This is a genomic window from Streptomyces ziwulingensis, assembly GCF_039542605.1.
GTDB lineage: Bacteria > Actinomycetota > Actinomycetes > Streptomycetales > Streptomycetaceae > Streptomyces > Streptomyces ziwulingensis.
Genome location: NZ_BAABIG010000061.1, coordinates 42,436 through 58,223, shown reverse-complemented (window position 1 = coordinate 58,223; position 15,788 = coordinate 42,436). Strand labels below are relative to the sequence as shown.

The 15,788-nt window shown below is 74.2% G+C and carries 17 protein-coding genes; 6 read left to right on the top strand and 11 right to left on the bottom strand.

Going from position 1 to position 15,788, the window contains the following annotated elements; all coding sequences use genetic code 11:
• The first annotated feature begins 13 nt into the window (after positions 1 to 13).
• Genes ABEB00_RS27275 through ABEB00_RS27265 form a run of 3 tightly spaced genes read left to right on the top strand, consistent with a single transcriptional unit; the run spans position 14 to position 2,843 of the window.
• Positions 14 to 268 carry an acyl carrier protein gene (locus ABEB00_RS27275; RefSeq protein WP_345623022.1) on the top strand — a complete coding sequence of 85 codons (255 nt, stop codon included), beginning with the start codon at positions 14 to 16 and terminating at the stop codon, positions 266 to 268.
• Entirely contained in the window at positions 265 to 1,479 is a 1,215-nt protein-coding gene (locus ABEB00_RS27270) for a beta-ketoacyl-[acyl-carrier-protein] synthase family protein (RefSeq protein ID WP_345623020.1), read from the top strand. Before ABEB00_RS27275 ends, ABEB00_RS27270 begins: the two co-directional genes overlap by 4 nt.
• Positions 1,476 to 2,843, top strand: a complete 1,368-nt coding sequence (locus ABEB00_RS27265; RefSeq protein ID WP_345623018.1) for a WS/DGAT domain-containing protein — start codon at positions 1,476 to 1,478, stop codon at positions 2,841 to 2,843. The genes ABEB00_RS27270 and ABEB00_RS27265 overlap by 4 nt, the downstream gene beginning before the upstream one ends.
• 41 nt (positions 2,844 to 2,884) lie before the next feature.
• Here ABEB00_RS27265 and ABEB00_RS27260 read toward each other — a convergent pair whose 3' ends face one another.
• From ABEB00_RS27260 to bioB, 8 genes are all read right to left on the bottom strand, one after another.
• Positions 2,885 to 3,691 (bottom strand): SGNH/GDSL hydrolase family protein, encoded by an 807-nt coding sequence (locus ABEB00_RS27260; RefSeq protein ID WP_345623017.1) that lies wholly within the window; start codon positions 3,689 to 3,691, stop codon positions 2,885 to 2,887.
• A gap of 98 nt (positions 3,692 to 3,789) precedes the next feature.
• Positions 3,790 to 4,803, bottom strand: coding sequence for a hemolysin family protein (locus ABEB00_RS27255; RefSeq protein ID WP_345623016.1), 1,014 nt, complete (start codon positions 4,801 to 4,803; stop codon positions 3,790 to 3,792).
• Entirely contained in the window at positions 4,800 to 6,203 is a 1,404-nt protein-coding gene (locus ABEB00_RS27250; RefSeq protein ID WP_345623015.1) for a hemolysin family protein, read from the bottom strand. The genes ABEB00_RS27255 and ABEB00_RS27250 overlap by 4 nt, the downstream gene beginning before the upstream one ends.
• A 154-nt stretch (positions 6,204 to 6,357) precedes the next feature.
• Positions 6,358 to 6,786, bottom strand: a complete 429-nt coding sequence (locus ABEB00_RS27245; RefSeq protein ID WP_345623014.1) for a GNAT family N-acetyltransferase — start codon at positions 6,784 to 6,786, stop codon at positions 6,358 to 6,360.
• A gap of 79 nt (positions 6,787 to 6,865) precedes the next feature.
• Positions 6,866 to 7,576 (bottom strand): class I SAM-dependent methyltransferase, encoded by a 711-nt coding sequence (locus ABEB00_RS27240; protein WP_345623012.1) that lies wholly within the window; start codon positions 7,574 to 7,576, stop codon positions 6,866 to 6,868.
• A 153-nt stretch (positions 7,577 to 7,729) separates the two neighbouring features.
• Complete coding sequence (gene bioD / locus ABEB00_RS27235; protein ID WP_345623011.1) at positions 7,730 to 8,446, bottom strand: dethiobiotin synthase; 717 nt, start codon at positions 8,444 to 8,446, stop codon at positions 7,730 to 7,732.
• 1 nt (position 8,447) lies between these two features.
• The gene (locus ABEB00_RS27230) at positions 8,448 to 9,764 is read right to left on the bottom strand and encodes an adenosylmethionine--8-amino-7-oxononanoate transaminase (protein WP_345623010.1); all 1,317 of its coding nucleotides are present in this window, start codon (positions 9,762 to 9,764) and stop codon (positions 8,448 to 8,450) included.
• Entirely contained in the window at positions 9,757 to 10,887 is a 1,131-nt protein-coding gene (gene bioB, locus ABEB00_RS27225) for a biotin synthase BioB (protein ID WP_345623009.1), read from the bottom strand. The genes ABEB00_RS27230 and bioB overlap by 8 nt, the downstream gene beginning before the upstream one ends.
• 152 nt (positions 10,888 to 11,039) lie before the next feature.
• On the opposite strand from bioB, the gene ABEB00_RS27220 reads away from it, so the two are divergent.
• Entirely contained in the window at positions 11,040 to 12,188 is a 1,149-nt protein-coding gene (locus ABEB00_RS27220; RefSeq protein WP_345623008.1) for an 8-amino-7-oxononanoate synthase, read from the top strand.
• 43 nt (positions 12,189 to 12,231) lie between these two features.
• On the opposite strand, the gene ABEB00_RS27215 is transcribed toward ABEB00_RS27220, so the two are convergent.
• Together ABEB00_RS27215 and ABEB00_RS27210 are read right to left on the bottom strand one after the other, a co-directional pair.
• Positions 12,232 to 12,462, bottom strand: a complete 231-nt coding sequence (locus ABEB00_RS27215; RefSeq protein ID WP_345623007.1) for a DUF397 domain-containing protein — start codon at positions 12,460 to 12,462, stop codon at positions 12,232 to 12,234.
• 9 nt (positions 12,463 to 12,471) lie between these two features.
• Complete coding sequence (locus tag ABEB00_RS27210; protein WP_345623006.1) at positions 12,472 to 13,338, bottom strand: helix-turn-helix domain-containing protein; 867 nt, start codon at positions 13,336 to 13,338, stop codon at positions 12,472 to 12,474.
• 211 nt (positions 13,339 to 13,549) lie between these two features.
• On the opposite strand from ABEB00_RS27210, the gene ABEB00_RS27205 reads away from it, so the two are divergent.
• Positions 13,550 to 14,014, top strand: coding sequence for an ATP-binding protein (locus ABEB00_RS27205; protein ID WP_345623005.1), 465 nt, complete (start codon positions 13,550 to 13,552; stop codon positions 14,012 to 14,014).
• A 291-nt stretch (positions 14,015 to 14,305) separates the two neighbouring features.
• Here the strand turns inward: ABEB00_RS27205 and ABEB00_RS27200 are convergent, their stop codons facing one another.
• Positions 14,306 to 14,779: a C40 family peptidase gene (locus ABEB00_RS27200; protein ID WP_345623004.1), complete on the bottom strand. Its 474-nt coding sequence runs from the start codon at positions 14,777 to 14,779 to the stop codon at positions 14,306 to 14,308.
• Positions 14,780 to 15,483: 704 nt separating this feature from the next.
• Here ABEB00_RS27200 and ABEB00_RS27195 point away from each other — a divergent pair.
• Positions 15,484 to 15,786: an urease subunit gamma gene (locus ABEB00_RS27195; RefSeq protein WP_345623003.1), complete on the top strand. Its 303-nt coding sequence runs from the start codon at positions 15,484 to 15,486 to the stop codon at positions 15,784 to 15,786.
• Positions 15,787 to 15,788 lie beyond the last annotated feature (2 nt).

The window sequence follows — 15,788 nt, the reverse complement described above, 5'->3', positions numbered from 1 at the left end:
GAGAGGTACCACCATGCCCCCCGTCTACGCCGTCATCGTCGGCATCCTCACCGAGAAGTTCCGTGTCCCCGCCGAACTGATCTCCCCGCAGAGCACGCTGGAAGAACTGGAGATGGACTCGCTGGCGCTGGCCGAGTTCGCCCTCGTCCTGCGGGAAGAGACCGGGATCGAGCTGGAGGAGCGGGACGCCGGGACCTCGTCGTCCCTCGCCGAACTGGTGGACCGCTTGCAGGCCCGCGCCGACGCCGGCGGGAGCGATGCCGCGTGAACCGCCCCGGCATCGCCGTCACCGGCATGGGCCTGCTCACCTGCGCCGGCGACGCCGATGCCACCTGGGCCGCGGTCTGCCGCGGCGAGTCCCTGGCGACCCGGGTACCGCAACTGCGCGGTGCGAAGGTCGACTTCGCCTGCCAGGTCCAGGTGGACGACCTGGACGACCGGGTCGGGCGCAAGGTCTGGCGCATGGGCCGCTTCGCGAAACTCGCGGTCCTCGCCGCCCGGGACGCCGTGCGGGACGCGGGCCTCGACCCCGGCGCGTGGGACGGGTCACGGGTCTCGGTCGTGATCGGCTGCGGCATCGGCGGCAGCGACGCCTTCCAGCGGCAGAGCGACGTGTTCGCCCGGCAGGGCGCCGAACACGTCTCACCGCTCACCATCCCCCTGGTGATCTCCAACATGGCGGTGGGCGAGGTCGCGATCGACCTCAAGGCCCAGGGACCCAGCCTGGCCACCAGCACCGCCTGCGCCTCCGGGGCCAGCGCCCTGGCCCTGGCCCGCGACCTGCTCGCGGCCGGCACCTGTGACATCGCCGTGGTGGGAGGCACCGAGGCGGCCGTCACCCCCCTGGTGGTGGCCGGGTTCTACCGCATGGGCGCCCTGTCCACCCGGGGGCACGACGTCACCGGGGCCTCACGGCCCTTCGCCGCGGACCGCGACGGATTCGTGATGGGCGAAGGGGCGGGCGTGCTGGTCCTGGAGCGGGCGGCCGACGCCCGGGCCCGGGGCGCCCGTGTCCACGCCCTGCTGGCCGGATGCGCGGGCAGCACCGACGCCCACCATCCCACCGCGCCGCCGCCCGGCTCGCCCGGCGCGGAAGCGGCGCTGCGGCAGGCGGCACGGGACGCCGGCGTCAGGCCGGCGGACATCGATCACGTCAACGCGCACGGGACGTCCACCCCCCTCAACGACCGTGCCGAAGCCGCGGTGATCGCGAGAACGCTCCCGCACCGCCCCAGCGTCACCTCCGCCAAGGGGGTACTGGGCCACACCCTCGGCGCCGCCGGCGCGATCGAGGCGGTCCTGACCATCCAGACACTGACCCACCAGACCGTTCCGCCCACCGCCAACCTCGGCGCCGGCCCCGCCTTCGACATCGACTGCGTCACCCGGCGGCCACGGCTCCAGCGCGTGGAAGTCGCCGTCAGCCACTCCTTCGGATTCGGCGGCCACAACGTGGTCCTCGTCTTCTCCCGGCCATGAGCCACGCCACCGCGCAGTACACGGTGATGTTCACCGCCAGGCACCGCCAGGCACCCCCGACCACTCCAGGAGCCGACATGGCCGAACCCCCGCCGAAGGCCACCGCCGTCGACCGCAGCGCGATGTGGGCCTCCCGAGGCGACGACCTGCCGGTCGGCTTCCTCCTCGACGTGCAGGGCCCGCCGCCCTCCCTCGACGCGCTCCGCGACCTGGCCGCCCGCCGCCTGCCGCACCTGCCCGCACTGCACCGCCTGCTGCCCCGCCGCGACGGCACGATCCCCCCGGCCCCGCCCACGCCGGTCGGCACGCACGTCAAGGAACTCCTCCCCGACCCGCACACCCCCTCGCAGGCCGCGACGGGCCACCACGCCCTCAACGCCCCGCTGCCCTCGAAAGACGCGGCTCCCTGGGACCTGTGGCTCATCCGGGGCACCGATCCGCACGCCTACCGGCTCTGCTACCGCATCCACCACGCCCTCCAGGACGGAGTGGGCGCGGCGCACACCGTCGCGGCGCTGCTGGGCGGCCCCGGCAACCGGGGACCGTACCCGCACCTCCCGCGGCGCCCCACCCGGGCCGCCCTGCGCCGGGTGACCGGCCAGTTCACCGCCTCCTGGGGGCCGGTACCGCACTGGCCCCGGCTCAGCGCCCCACCGGCGGGGCGGCCGGTGCTGGTCCACGCCGACGTCCCGGCGCGACGGCTGCGCGCCCTGGCCCGGGCGCGCGGCACGACGGTGAACGACGTCTACCTCGCCGCACTGGCCCGGGCGTTCCGCTCCCTGAACGGCGGCGGAACCACCTCCGGCGGCTGCCCCCCGCTGCCGGCGCTGGTACCGATGTCCACCCGGACCGCGGGCCAGGAACACCTCCCCGGCAACCAGGTCGTGGCCATGCGCGTGCTGCTCCCGAGCCACCTCCCGGCACCCGCCGACTGCCTCCGGCAGGTGCACCGGCAGACGGCTCTCGCCACCGCGGCCGGCCAGCGTGACGCGATGCGGCTCATTCTGTCGGCGGTGCCGGACGCCGCCGGCGCTTGGTTCGTCCGCCGGATGGCGCTGCCCCGCACCACCCCCCTCTACGCCAGCAGCGTCGCCTTCCCCACTCCGCTGACCTGTCTCGGCGGGCGCGTCACGGCGGCCGCCATGTTCACCGGCATCACCCGCGGCCTGCTGTGCTACGTCTCCCTCACCGGCTACGAGGACACCCGCCGGTTCACCGTGGTGCACGACCGAGCCTTCACCGGAGGGGACCGCCTGCCGGAACTCTGGCTCGACGCCCTCGACGCCCTCGACATCCCCGATGCGCGGGCCGTCCTCGACGCCCCCGGGGGCCCGGAACGGGAGCCCGGCCGTCTGGGCCCGTGAGGCCGGGCGCCCAGGTGCTCCCCGGACACCGCACAGGCGTTCTACAGGTGGGTTCCGCCGGGCCCCTCGTACGGCAGCAGGTCGGGTCGCTTCGCCGGGCGTCCGTCGCCGGAGGAGCGGCCCGTCAGCCGGCGGCCGATCCAGGGCAGCAGATGATGCCGGGCGAACCGCAGGTCCGAGGTCCGCCGCAGCATCCAGCCCGGCGGCAGCGCCACCGGCATCGGCGCGTGCCACTCGGGGTCCTCCGCCTCGTACCCGAGCGACTGCCAGACGGCTTCGGCGACCCGGTGGTGGCCCTCGGCGGTCAGGTGCAGCCGGTCCACGTCCCACGAGCGCGGGTCGGCCAGCGACCGCGCCCCGTACAGGTCGACGACGAGGGCGCCGTGCCGCTGGGCCAGGTCGTCGACGCAGGCGAAGAGCGCCTCCATGCGCGGCCGGAAACGCTCCAGCACCGGCCCCTGCCGGCCAGGACTGCGCATCAGTACGAGCTGCTTGCAGGCGGGGGCCAGGCGCTCCACGGCCTCGGTCAGCAGGTCGCGCACCCGTCCCATGTCGCACTTGGGCCGCAGGGTGTCGTTGAGGCCGCCCACCAGGGTGATCACGTCGGGGCCCATCGCCGCGGCGACCTCGATCTGCTCGTCGACGATCTGGGCGATCAGCTTGCCGCGCACGGCCAGGTTGGCGTAGCGGAAGCCGGGGGTGCGGGCGGCCATCCGCGCGGCGAGGAGGTCGGCCCAGCCGCGGTAGGTGCCGTCGGGCAGCAGGTCCGACATGCCCTCGGTGAAGGAGTCGCCGACGGCGACCAGGCTGGTGTACGTGGGGTCCGGGGAGTCTGTCTGCGTCTGCATGGCGACAGAGATGGTATACCGAGGCACCCGACGGCATACTCGCCGGTCGGTCGCGGTACGCCACCCCCACCCGGAGCCCGCCCGGCGTCGGCCAGGCGTCAGGCCCGGCGTCCGAACAGCTCCCGCAGCACGTCCTCCATGGTCACCAGGCCCGCCAGCCGCCCGTCGGTCCCGAGGACGGCCGCCAGATGGGTCCGGCTCCGCCGCATCGCCGTGAGCACGTCGTCGAGCGGCGTGCTCTCCCGGACCCGCGCCACGGGCCGCATGTCGTCCAGCGGGAACGCCGCGTCCCGCGGTGAGGCGTCCAGCGCGTCCTTCACATGGAGGTAGCCGACGATGCGACGCCCGTCGTCCACCACCGGGAAGCGGGAGAACCCGGAACCGGCCGACAGCCGCTCCAGCCCCTCCGGGGTGATGCCCACGCGCGCGTGCACCACGCGTTCCAGCGGCAGCACCACGTCCCGCACCGGCCGCCGGCCCAGTTCCAGCGCGTCGTTCAGCCGCTCCCGGGCGCGGTCGTCGATCAGGCCCGCCGCACCGGCGTCCTTGACGATCTCGGCCAGCTCCCGGTCCGTGAAGGCCGCCGCCACCTCGTCCCTCGCCTCGACCCGCAACAGCTTCAGCAGCCCGTTGGCGAAGGCGTTGACCGTGAAGATCACCGGTTTCAGGGCCCGGGACAGCCCCACCAGCGGCGGTCCGAGCAGCAGCGCGCTGCGCACCGGCTCCGCCAGCGCGATGTTCTTGGGCACCATCTCGCCCAGCAGCATGTGCAGGTAGGTGGCCACGGCCAGCGCGATCACGAACGACACCAGGTGCCCGGCGCCGGACGGCAGGCCCATCGCGTGGAACACCGGCTCCAGCAGATGCGCGATCGCCGGTTCCGCGACGATGCCGAGCACCAGGGTGCACAGGGTGATCCCGAGCTGGGCCGCCGCCATCAGCGCCGACACGTGCTCCAGACCCCACAGCACCCGCCGCGCGCGCCGGTCGCCCGCCTCGGCGTGCGGCTCGATCTGGCTGCGGCGCACCGAGATCAGCGCGAACTCGGCGCCCACGAAGAACCCGTTGACGACGAGCGTCGCCAGACCGATCACAAGCTGTACGACCGTCACCGCCCGGCCTCCCCGTCATCGCTGTCTCCGGTGTCACGGCTGTCGCCGCTGCCACCACTGTCGCGGGCGTCTCCGGCGTCTGCGGTGCGCTCGGCGTCGAGCGGGGCGTGCAGCAGCACCCGGGCGGCCCGGCGGCCGGCCGCGTCCACGACCTCCAGCCGCCAGCCGGTCACCTCCACCGTGTCGCCGGCCGCCGGGATGCGGCCCAGCTCGGCCGCGACCAGCCCGGCCACCGTCTCGTACGGCCCCTCCGGCACCCTCAGCCCGAGCCGCGCGAGCCGGTCCACCCGGGCCGAGCCGTCGACCCGGTAGAGCGCGTGGCCTCCCGCGTCCGTGCCGGCCGCGTCCAGCTCGGGCGTCTCGTGCGGGTCGTGCTCGTCACGGACCTCGCCGACGACCTCCTCCACGATGTCCTCCAGCGTGGCCACGCCCGCCGTGCCGCCGTACTCGTCGATCACCACCGCCATCGTCCGCCGGCCGGAGAGCCGGTCGAGCAGCCGGTCGACGGTCAGTGACTCGGGCACCAGGAGCGGCTCCCGCATCAGCTCAGCGACGGGAACCTGCCGCCGGCGCTCGGCCGGCACCGCGAGGACGTCCTTGATGTGCGCGGTGCCCACCACCGCGTCCAGGCTGTCCCGGTACACCGGGAACCGCGACAGCCCGGTCGCCCGGGTCGCGTTCGCCACGTCCTCGCAGGTCGCCCGGTCCTCCAGGGCGATCACCTGCACGCGCGGGGTCATGACGTGCTCCGCGGTGAGGTCGGCGAGGTTCAGGGTGCGGACGAAGAGTTCGGCGGTGTCCGCCTCCAGGGCGCCCTCCTTCGCGGAGTGCCGGGCCAGCGCCGCCAGCTCCTGCGGCCCGCGCGCCGAGGCCAGCTCCTCCGCGGGCTCCACGCCGAAGCGCCGCACCACGCGGTTGGCGGTGGTGTTCAGATGGCTGATGAAGGGCCGGAAGGCGGCACTGAACCAGCGCTGCGGCGTCGCCACCCGCCGCGCGACCGCGAGCGGCGAGGAGATCGCCCAGTTCTTGGGCACCAGTTCGCCGACGACCATCAGGACCACCGTCGACAGGGCCGTGCCCACCACCAGCGCGATCGAGGAGGCGGTCGAGGGGGAGGCGCCCAGGTCCCGCAGCGGGCCCGCCAGCAGCGCGGCGATCGACGGCTCGGCGAGCATGCCGACCACCAGGTTGGTGACCGTGATGCCGAGCTGCGCCCCGGAGAGCTGGAAGGTCAGGTTCCGCACGGCCTTCAGGGCGCTCGCCGCGCCGCGGTCCCCGCCGGCCGCCGCCCGTTCCAGCTCGCCGCGCTCCACGGTGGTCAGCGAGAACTCCGCCGCCACGAAGGCGCCGCAGGCGAGTGAGAGCAGGACGGCCGCCAGCAGCAGGAGCACTTCGGTCATCGGTTCACCTCCGTGCCATGATCGGGCAGCGGGGCGCGGCACGCGCGCCGTCGCCCACCGGCGGGGCGGCGGACGGGCGGACGTTCGGCAGGGGTCATGGTCGAGAGAGTGACCCGGCAGGCGCAGAAGATGCCCGCGCGGCCCGCCGAACGGATCACCGCGCCCCGAGATGTCTCACCCAGCGCCGCCAGTGCTCCTCCGGTCGGTAGCCCGCCGCCCGCCACGCGTGCCCCGCCCGTTCGTTGTCCACCAGCACCATCGCGTCCCCGCGCCGCCCCCCGAGGCGCACGAACCGCTCCTCGGCGGCGGCCAGCAGGGCCGAGCCGATTCCCCGGCGGCGCCGGTCCGGCCGGACCGCGAGCCGGTAGAGATGGCACCGCCAGCCGTCGAAGCCCGCGATGACCGTGCCGACCAGTTCGCCGTCCTGTTCGGCCAGGACGAGTGCCTCGGGGTCGCGGGCGACGAGCCGCTCCACGCCGTCCCGGTCGTCGCTGATGCTGGTGCCCTCGGCGGCCGTCTTCCAGAAGGCCAGCACGGTGTCCAGGTCCTCCGGGCCGGCGGCCCGTATCCGCAGATCGCTCATGGGCCGATCCCATCACGCGCGGCGCGCGCGGAAGCGGGATTCCGGCATCCGGACACCCGGCACAGGTCTGCGCCGGGGGTCAGCCCGCGTCCCCGGCGGGCCAGGCCGTGCCCAGGACGCAGTACGAGGTGGGCAGGCGCGGTCCCTTCTCCGGCAGCAGGGTCCGCCGGTAGGGGCCGAGCGTGAAACCGGCCCGGCGCAGCGCGGCGACCGGGTCCCGGGACACATGGCAGCCGCCGGACAGCGGTGGCCACACCGTCCGGTCCAGGGCGCGCTGGGTGAGGCGCATCGCGCGCCCGCCACCTCGGCCGTGCTCGAAGAACCGCAGCTCGCCGCCGGGCCGCAGCACCCGCCGCAGCTCCGCGAGCGTCCGCTGCACGTCGCGGACGCTGCACAGCACGAGGCAGACCACGGCGGCGTCGAAGGCCTCGCTCTTGACCGGCAGCGCCTCGGCGGCGCCCGGCACCACGTCGACGGGCACCTCGGCGCGCAGGGCGGCCTCCACCGCCAGCCGCCGCAGCAGCCGTTCCGGTTCGACGGCGACGACCTCGGAGACGGAACCCGGGTAGTGCGCGAAGTTCAGCCCGTTGCCCGCGCCGATCTCGATCACCCGCCCGGAGACCCCGGTGAGCAGCCGGTCCCGTACGGCACCCACGCCCATCCGGGTCTCGGCGGCCACGCTGAGCCGGGCGTAGCGGCGGGCGAACCTGGGATGGTGCACGGCATCTTGGTGCCGCGGCTCTCCCGGCTTCCCCGGCTTCCCCGGCTTCCCCGCGGAGCGGAACGGCATGAGACCTCCCTCACCAGGCGGCAGCGCCTCACAGGAGTGTCCCCCGGGAGAGGTCCGCGCACCCCCGCGGGCGGCCGCCGCTTCCCGCCGGTCGCAGCAGTCGGCGCGGTCGGCGGGCCCGGCGTGCCCGGCGCGCCCGCCCCGGCCGCCCCCTCAAGCCCCCTCGCGCCCGACGAACTCCGCCGCCTCCCAGGTGCCGTCCAGTCGCGGCGCCAGCCATCCCGGCGCCGCCGCCCGGAACCCGGCCGGGGAGCGGGCGGCGGCCCCGGCGGGCACGGCGCCCAGCAGCGGCGCGCCGGCCACCTCCGGCAGATCCACCAGGTTGCACCGCGAGGCCAGGTCCGGCGCCGCGGGCCAACTGCCGACGACGACACCCGACGGGGTCAGCCCCCGGGAGCGCAGCTCACGGCAGGTCAGCTCGGTGGCGTTGAGCGTGCCGAGCCCGGCGGGCGCCACCACCAGCACGGGCGCCCGCAGCAGCGACGCCGCGTCCGCCAGCGTGCCGCCTGCCGCGTCGAACCGTACGAGCAGCCCGCCCGCGCCCTCGACCAGCACCAGGTCGTGCTCGGCGGCCAGGCCGGCCGCCGCGTCCGCCACCTCGTGCGGACGCACCGGCGGCGATCCCGCCCGGCGCGCGGCCGTCGCGGGCGCCAGCGGCTCCGGGAAGCGGGCGACCTCGGCGACCGTCACCGGGCCCGCGAGCCGTGCCACCTCCCGCGCGTCGCCGGGCTCGTCCGGCCCGACCCCCGTCTGCGCGGCCTTGAGCACCGCCACCGACCGTCCGGCGGCCGAGGCCGCGGCGGCGAGCGCCGCGGTCACCACCGTCTTGCCGACCTCCGTGCCCGTCCCCGTGATCACCAGTACCGGCATCTCATCCCTCCCGCGCCGCCGCGCACACCGCGCGGGCGATCCGCGCCAGGTCCGCGTCGTCCGTGACGTACGGCGGCATGGTGTAGATCAGGTCGCGGAACGGCCGCAGCCACACGCCCTCGCGTACGGCCGCCGCCGTCGCCGCCGCCATGTCCACCGGGTGGTCGAGCTGCACCACCCCGATCGCGCCGAGCACCCGGACGTCCCGCACGCCCGGCAGTTCGGCCGCTTCCGCCAGCCCGTCCCGCAGGCCCGCCTCGATCCGTTTCACCTCGGCGAGCCAGTCCTGCCCGAGCAGCAGCCCGATCGACGCGCACGCCACCGCCGCCGCCAGCGGGTTGCCCATGAACGTCGGCCCGTGCGCGAGCACCGGCACCTCGCCCCGGGAGATCCCCTCGGCCACCCGCGGCGTGCACAGCGTCGCCGCCATGGTGAGGTAACCGCCGGTCAGCGCCTTTCCCACACACATCACGTCCGGGGTCACCGCCGCGTGCTCCGCCGCGAACAGCGCCCCCGTGCGCCCGAACCCGGTCGCGATCTCGTCGAACACGAGCAGCACGTCGTGGGCGTCGCACGCCTCGCGCAGCACCCGCAGATAGGCGGGGGAGTGGAACCGCATCCCGCCCGCGCCCTGCACCACCGGCTCGACGATCACGGCGGCCAGTTCGTCGGCGTGCAGCGCGACGAGCGCGCGCAGGTGCTCCGCGTACGACTCCTCGTACGCCGTCGGCGGGGCGTCCGCGAACACCTGGCGCGGCAGCACCCCCGACCACAGCCCGTGCATGCCGCCCTCGGGGTCGCACACCGACATCGGCTGCCAGGTGTCGCCGTGGTAGCCGCCGCGCCAGGTCAGCAGCCGCCGCTTGGCCGGGCGGCCCAGCGAACGCCAGTACTGCAGGCACATCTTCACCGCGACCTCGACCGACACCGACCCCGAGTCGGCGAGGAACACATGGTCCAGACCGTCCGGCGACATGTCGACAAGGAGCTTGGCCAGCCGTACGGCGGGCTCGTGGGTGAGCCCGCCGAACATCACATGGCTCATCCGCCCCAACTGCTCGCGCGCGGCCTCGTTCAGCACCGGGTGGTTGTAGCCGTGGATCGCCGACCACCAGGACGACATCGCGTCGACCAGGTCCCCGGAGCCGTCGGCCGGCCGCAGCCGCACCCCGCTCGCCGAGGCGACGACGAGCGGGTCCGGCCGGCCGGGCATGGGTCCGTAGGGGTGCCACACGTGCCGCCGGTCGAGCGCGAGCAGCTCCGCCACGGCCGCCGGGTCCATCGCTTCCCCCCGGGCCTCGCCGGTCCGGTCAGGCATTGGGCGCGAGGTCCGTTCCCGCCCCGCGCCGCCGCACGGCGACCAGGTCGGTACGGGACTCCTCGGCCCGCGCGCCCCCGCACCCGCCGCCGTCGCCCCCGGGGGTCCCGCACCCGCCCGCCCGGTGCTCCGGCAGGGTCACCTGTCCGGTGCCCTCCACCTCGAACCCGGCGTCCGCGATCATCTCCAGGTCGGCCCGGCCGGCCTGTCCCTCGCTGGTGAGGTAGTCGCCGAGGAAGAGCGAGTTGGCCAGATGCAGGGCGAGCGGCTGGAGCGTGCGCAGGTGCACCTCGCGGCCGCCCGCGATCCGCACCTCGGCGTCCGGGCAGATGAACCGGGTCATCGCCAGGATGCGCAGGCACCGCTGCGGGGTCAGGTGCCACTCCTTCGCCAGCGGCGTGCCCGCCATCGGGATCAGGAAGTTCACCGGCACCGAGTCCGGGTCCAGGGCGCGCAGCGAGAAGACCACGTCGACCAGGTCCTCGTCGCTCTCGCCCATGCCCGCGATCAGCCCGGAGCAGGCGGAGAGCCCGGCCGCGTGCGCCTTGGTGACGGTGTCCACCCGGTCGGCGTACGTGTGCGTGGTCGTGATCTCCCCGTAGGTCGCCTCGGAGGTGTTGAGGTTGTGGTTGTAGGCGTCCGCGCCCGCCTCGCGCAGCCTCTCCGCCTGGCCGTCGGAGAGCAGACCGAGGCACGCGCACACCTCGACGCCCTCGTTCCCCTCCTTGATGGCCTTGATGGTGTCGGAGACCCGGTCCACGTCCCGGTCGGTGGGCCCGCGCCCGCTGGCCACCAGACAGACCCGCTTCGCGCCCCCGGCCACCCCCGCCGCCGCGGCCCGGGACGCCTGGTCGGGCTTGAGCCAGGTGTACTTGAGGATCTCCGCGGTGGAACCGAGCCGCTGCGAGCAGTACGAGCAGTCCTCCGGGCACAGGCCGGACTTGAGATTGACCAGATAGTTGAGTTTCACCCGCCGGCCGAACCAGTGCCGGCGCACCTTGCCGGCCGCGGCCACCACGTCGAGCAGGTCGTCATCGGTCGTCGCGAGGACGGCCAGGGCTTCCTCGCGGGTCGGCGCCTCGCGCCGGAGCCCTTTGTCCACCAGGGTGTTCAGCAGGTTCATGGGAGCCGATCCTGTCGTACCCGGTGGCCCCGGGCCAAGGAGACTTCGTACAACGAGGGCTGTTCGGCGTGTGGGTATCACCACACCGTGCACCGGTGACCGGACCGCTAATGTCTGTCCACTGCCTACAAAAAGCCTGAGAGGACTCCGCGATGGCGTTCGGCTGGATCGACGAGCAGGCGGAGCTGCGCCGCCGCGCCGGACTGCGCCGGAGCCTGCGCCCCCGACCGGCCGACTCCCCGCTCCTCGACCTGGCGGGCAACGACTACCTGGGCCTGGCCCGGCACCCCGAGGTGACCGAGGGCGCGGCCCTGGCGGCGCGGACCTGGGGCGCCGGCGCGACCGGCTCCCGGCTGGTCAGCGGCACCACCGAACTCCACGCGGAACTCGAACGCGAACTCGCCGCCTTCTGCGGCTTCGAGGCCGCGCTCGTCTTCTCCTCCGGCTACGCGGCCAACCTCGCCGCGGTCACGGCGCTCGCGCCGCACGGCTCGCTCCTGGTCTCCGACGCCGGCAACCACGCCTCCCTCATCGACGGCTGCCGGCTGGCCCGCGGCACCACACAGGTCGTGGCGCACGCCGACCCGGAGGCGGTGCGCAAGGCGCTCGGCACGTACGACGGCCCGGCCGTCGCCGTCTGCGACACGGTCTTCTCCGTCGACGGCGACGCCGCCCCGCTGCCCGCCCTCGCCCGGGTCTGCCGGGAACACGGCGCCGGACTGGTCGTGGACGACGCCCACGGCTTCGGGGTCCTCGGGGACGGCGGCCGGGGAGCCGCGCACGCGGCGGGGCTCGCGGGCGCCGACGACGTCGTCGTGACGCTCACCCTCTCCAAGTCGCTGGGGAGCCAGGGCGGCGCCGTCCTCGGGCCCGCACGGGTGATCGACCATCTGGTCAACGCCGCGCGGACGTTCATCTTCGACACCGGCCTGGCCCCGGCCGCCGCGGGCGCGGCGCTCGCGGCGCTGCGGCTGCTCGGGCGCGAACCGCAGCGGGCGGCGCGCGCCCGCGCGGTGGCGGCCCGTCTGCACGCGGGGCTGACCGCCGCGGGCCTGCAGGCGGTACGTCCCGACGCCGCGGTGGTCTCGGTACGTGCTCCGTCCCCGGAGGCGGCCGTGCGGTGGGCGGCTCGGTGCCGCGCGGCCGGCCTGGCCGTGGGGTGCTTCCGTCCTCCTTCGGTGCCGGACGGCATCTCACGGCTCAGGCTGACCGCCCGAGCGGACCTCTCCGGGGAGCAGATCGACCATGCGGTGCGGGTGATCGGCGGATCGCGTCCTGCGGCGGGCGAGACGCGGCCATGAGTCGGCGTGGCACGGCCGTGCGTCGCCCGGTGCCGGCCGGGTCCTACCCGTGGCAGAGCCCGGCCGTGAACTCCGTCCAGCTCCCGGGGGAGAAGAGCAGCGCGGGTCCGGCCGGGTTCTTGGAGTCGCGCACGGCCAGCAGCCCGGCGCGGGGGCCGGCCTGCGGACGGGCGGTCTCGACGCAGTTGTTGGCTCCGGTGCTGTAGCTGCTGCGCAGCCACCGCACACCGTGCAGCTCGGTGCTGGAACGAATGTGCCGGGGAAGTGCGGACATGGTGCCTCCCTACGCTCCCGCCGCGGTCGCGGCTAGGTGATCCAACGTGTCGTCGGGCGAAAGGGCGTGCTTCCGACAGGCGTTGAAGGCATCGGTGTATGCCTCCAGGTCTTCTTTCCGTTCCAGATAGAGGCTACTCGTCAAATGGTCGAGAACAACTACGTCAAGTTCAGAAGTGCTCAAAAAAGATAAGATTACGAAAGGACCGGTCACCCCGATATGCGCCCCGGCGGAGAACGGCAGCACCTGGAGCCGGACATGGGGCAGCCGGGCCGCCTCCATCAGGCGTTCGAGCTGACGCGCCATCACCCCTGGTCCGCCGACCTCCCTGCGCAGCACCGCCTCGTCCAGCACGGCGTTCAGCCGGAGCGGGGTACGAGTGCCCGCGCGCAGCACGTCCTGCCGGGCCAGCCGCACCTCCACCAGCGTGTCCAGTCGCTCCTCGGACGCGCCGTCCACCGCGGCCCGGGTCACCGCGCGTGCGTACTCGGGCGTCTGGAGCAGGCCGGGGACCACGGTGGTCTCCAGCGTGCGCATCGCGCTGGCCTGCGATTCCAGGCTGATGAAGTCGCGGTAGGTCGGCGGCAGTACGCCGCGGTACGCGTGCCACCAGTGCTGCCGGCCGCCGTCGTCGTCCGAGCCGGCCAGGGCCAGCAGCAGGTCACGCTGTTGCGGGTCGGCCACCGCGTAGGCGTCCAGGAGTAACCGCACGTCGGCCGGTTTGGCCCCGCTGGTGCCGGTCTCGATCCGGCTCACCTTCGACTGGTGCCAGCCCACCAGCCGGGCTGCCTCGCCACTGGTGATGCCCGCCGTGGTGCGCAGGACGCGCAATTCGGCGCCGAGTTTGCGGCGGCGTACCAAGGGACCGTGCTGCATGGCCTACTCCTTACTCCCTATGAGTCGTCCACATACGGTCTGCTGTCGCAGAGTTCACCGCTTTGAGCGACAGATATATGCACATCTTGGTGGATCGCCGCCTTTCACCGGTGCGGTGATGGCACTCTGGCGGCCAAGCACAGTCCGGGACCGTACTCGAACCCTCCGCTCCCTGTCGGGCCGCGGTCCCCAGGAAAGGGACGACGTCGCCATGGCAGACCATCTCGAAGCATCCGTCACGCTGCCGAGCGATCCCGCGTCGGTCGCCGCGGCCCGGGCCTGCGCGGTCGGCACGCTCGCGGAGTGGGGGATGCCGGCGCGGACGGAGGTCTCGGACACTGTCCGGCTCATCGTCTCCGAACTGGCGACCAACGTGGTCCAGCACACGAGGGGGCAGTCGCCCACGTTCACGGTGGACCTCGCCCTCGACCGCGACGAACACCTGTCCGTCGGCGTCACCGACAGCTCCCCGCGCCTGCCCAAGCGGCTGCCCGCGGCCGTCCGGCAGGACAACGGGCGCGGCCTGGTGATCATCCGCTGGCTGGCCACCGAGTGCGGCGGCCGGCTCGGCGTCCGGCCCACCCGGGAGGGCGGCAAGACCGTCTTCGTGGAGCTGCCGTGGCCGGCCCGGGCCGCCCCGGTCCCGGCGGCGGGGCGGCCCGAGCGGCGGTCGTGAGGGGCGCCCCGGGCGGCGGGGGCGCACGGGAAGGGCGCCGAGGGCGTACGGGTTCGGCGCCGGGGGTGCGCGCGCGGGGTGGCGCCGAGCGGGCACCGGAGCGGGCGGCGCGGGGGAGCGGGAGGGCGGCCCCGCCGCCCGGGCGGCGGCAGCGGGGCCCGGGCGGTGGTCCCGGCGCACCGGACAGCGCGGGACGGCCCGTCAGGAGGACGGTGGGCGACGGCCCGTCAGAAGGGCCCGCCGCCGCCCCGGCGGCTCACCCGGACAGCCGTATCGCTTGATCCGGCCGGGTCACCTGACCCGCCCGTACCAGACGCCGCGGGTCCAGATCTTCTGCAGCCGGACCACGTCGCCGGTCTTCGGGGCGTGCCAGATGCGGCCCTTCCCGGCGTAGATGCCCACGTGGTACACGCTGCGGCCGGAGTGGAAGAAGACCAGGTCCCCGGCCTTGCGGTGGCCGGCGGAGATGTGGCGCGTGCGGTTGTACTGCGCGGCCGCCGTGCGCGGCAGCTTCTTGCCGGCCTTCTTGAACGAGTACAGCGTCAGCCCGGAGCAGTCGAACCTGCTCGGTCCGACGGCCCCGTACCTGTACGGGGCACCCTTCTTGGAGGCCGCGATCTTCAGTGCCTTCGTCGACGTGACCGCGGCGGCGGCCTCGGAGGCGATGCCGGGCACCACGATCGAACCGCCCACGGCGGCGATGGTGAGGGCCGAGGCCGTACCGGCACGGACCATCAGCGACGGGACACGATTAAGCGCGGTCATGCGCAACCCTTCGTCAGCCGCCTGTGAAGGATGACCTGTCGGATTCGGGCTGGCGAAGTTGCCCGGCCGCACACGTGCGGCTTCACCCCAAGGGCTGCTCGGCCCGGCCGCGGCGCGACCGTACCGGCGACCCGTCGTGCTCGGGTCCTCCACTCCTGCCGATCCACTCCTGTCGACCGGTCATCCGGACGGCGGCAGGACTCGGCGTCCGCCCGGATCGCCCCGCCGCGGCGGCGGGGTCTTGTCGTCAGACAGGGATCTTGGCGCACTTAAGTCGGAAAATCCCAACGGAACGGGTTGTTTGTGTGGTTACTCACCAATCACCCGTTCGGGTGGACGGAGCCGCCGTCGCACGTCAGTTGGGCCGGCCGATGACCCCCGGACCAGCGGCGCAGCGCGGTTTTCCGCCCCCTGGCCAGGCGGGTCGCGCAAGCCGGACCGGCTCGACGGGGGAGGCGTGGTACGCCGAAAGGGCGTACGCCGTCCGGTCCGTTCCGGCGCCGGCCGCGCCCCCGCCGGCCGATGCCCACGGGCCGGCAAAGGAAGGGCCAAGAAGTAGCCCTGGGCAACCGACCTTGATCGTTTCCGGGTTAACGTGGCCGAAACCCGGCGCAACTAGCCTTCCACTCCGGCCACCTGCGACGTTGCCCCGTGGCTGCGGCAACCGGACCCCGCACGGTCCGGAGCGAGGACTGAGGTGGGACGTGCAACTGACCCCGCACGAGCAAGAACGGCTGATGATCCACGTGGCGGCCGATGTCGCCGAGAAGCGACGGGCCCGCGGCCTGCGGCTCAACCACCCGGAGGCCGTCGCCCTGATCACCTCGCACATCCTTGAGGGCGCCCGCGACGGGCGTACCGTCGCCGAACTCATGTCCTCCGGCCGCAAGCTGCTCGGCCGTGACGACGTCATGGACGGCATCCCGGAGATGATCCACGACGTCCAGGTCGAGGCCACCTTCCCGGACGGCACCAAGCTCGTCACCGTCCACGACCCGATCATCTGACG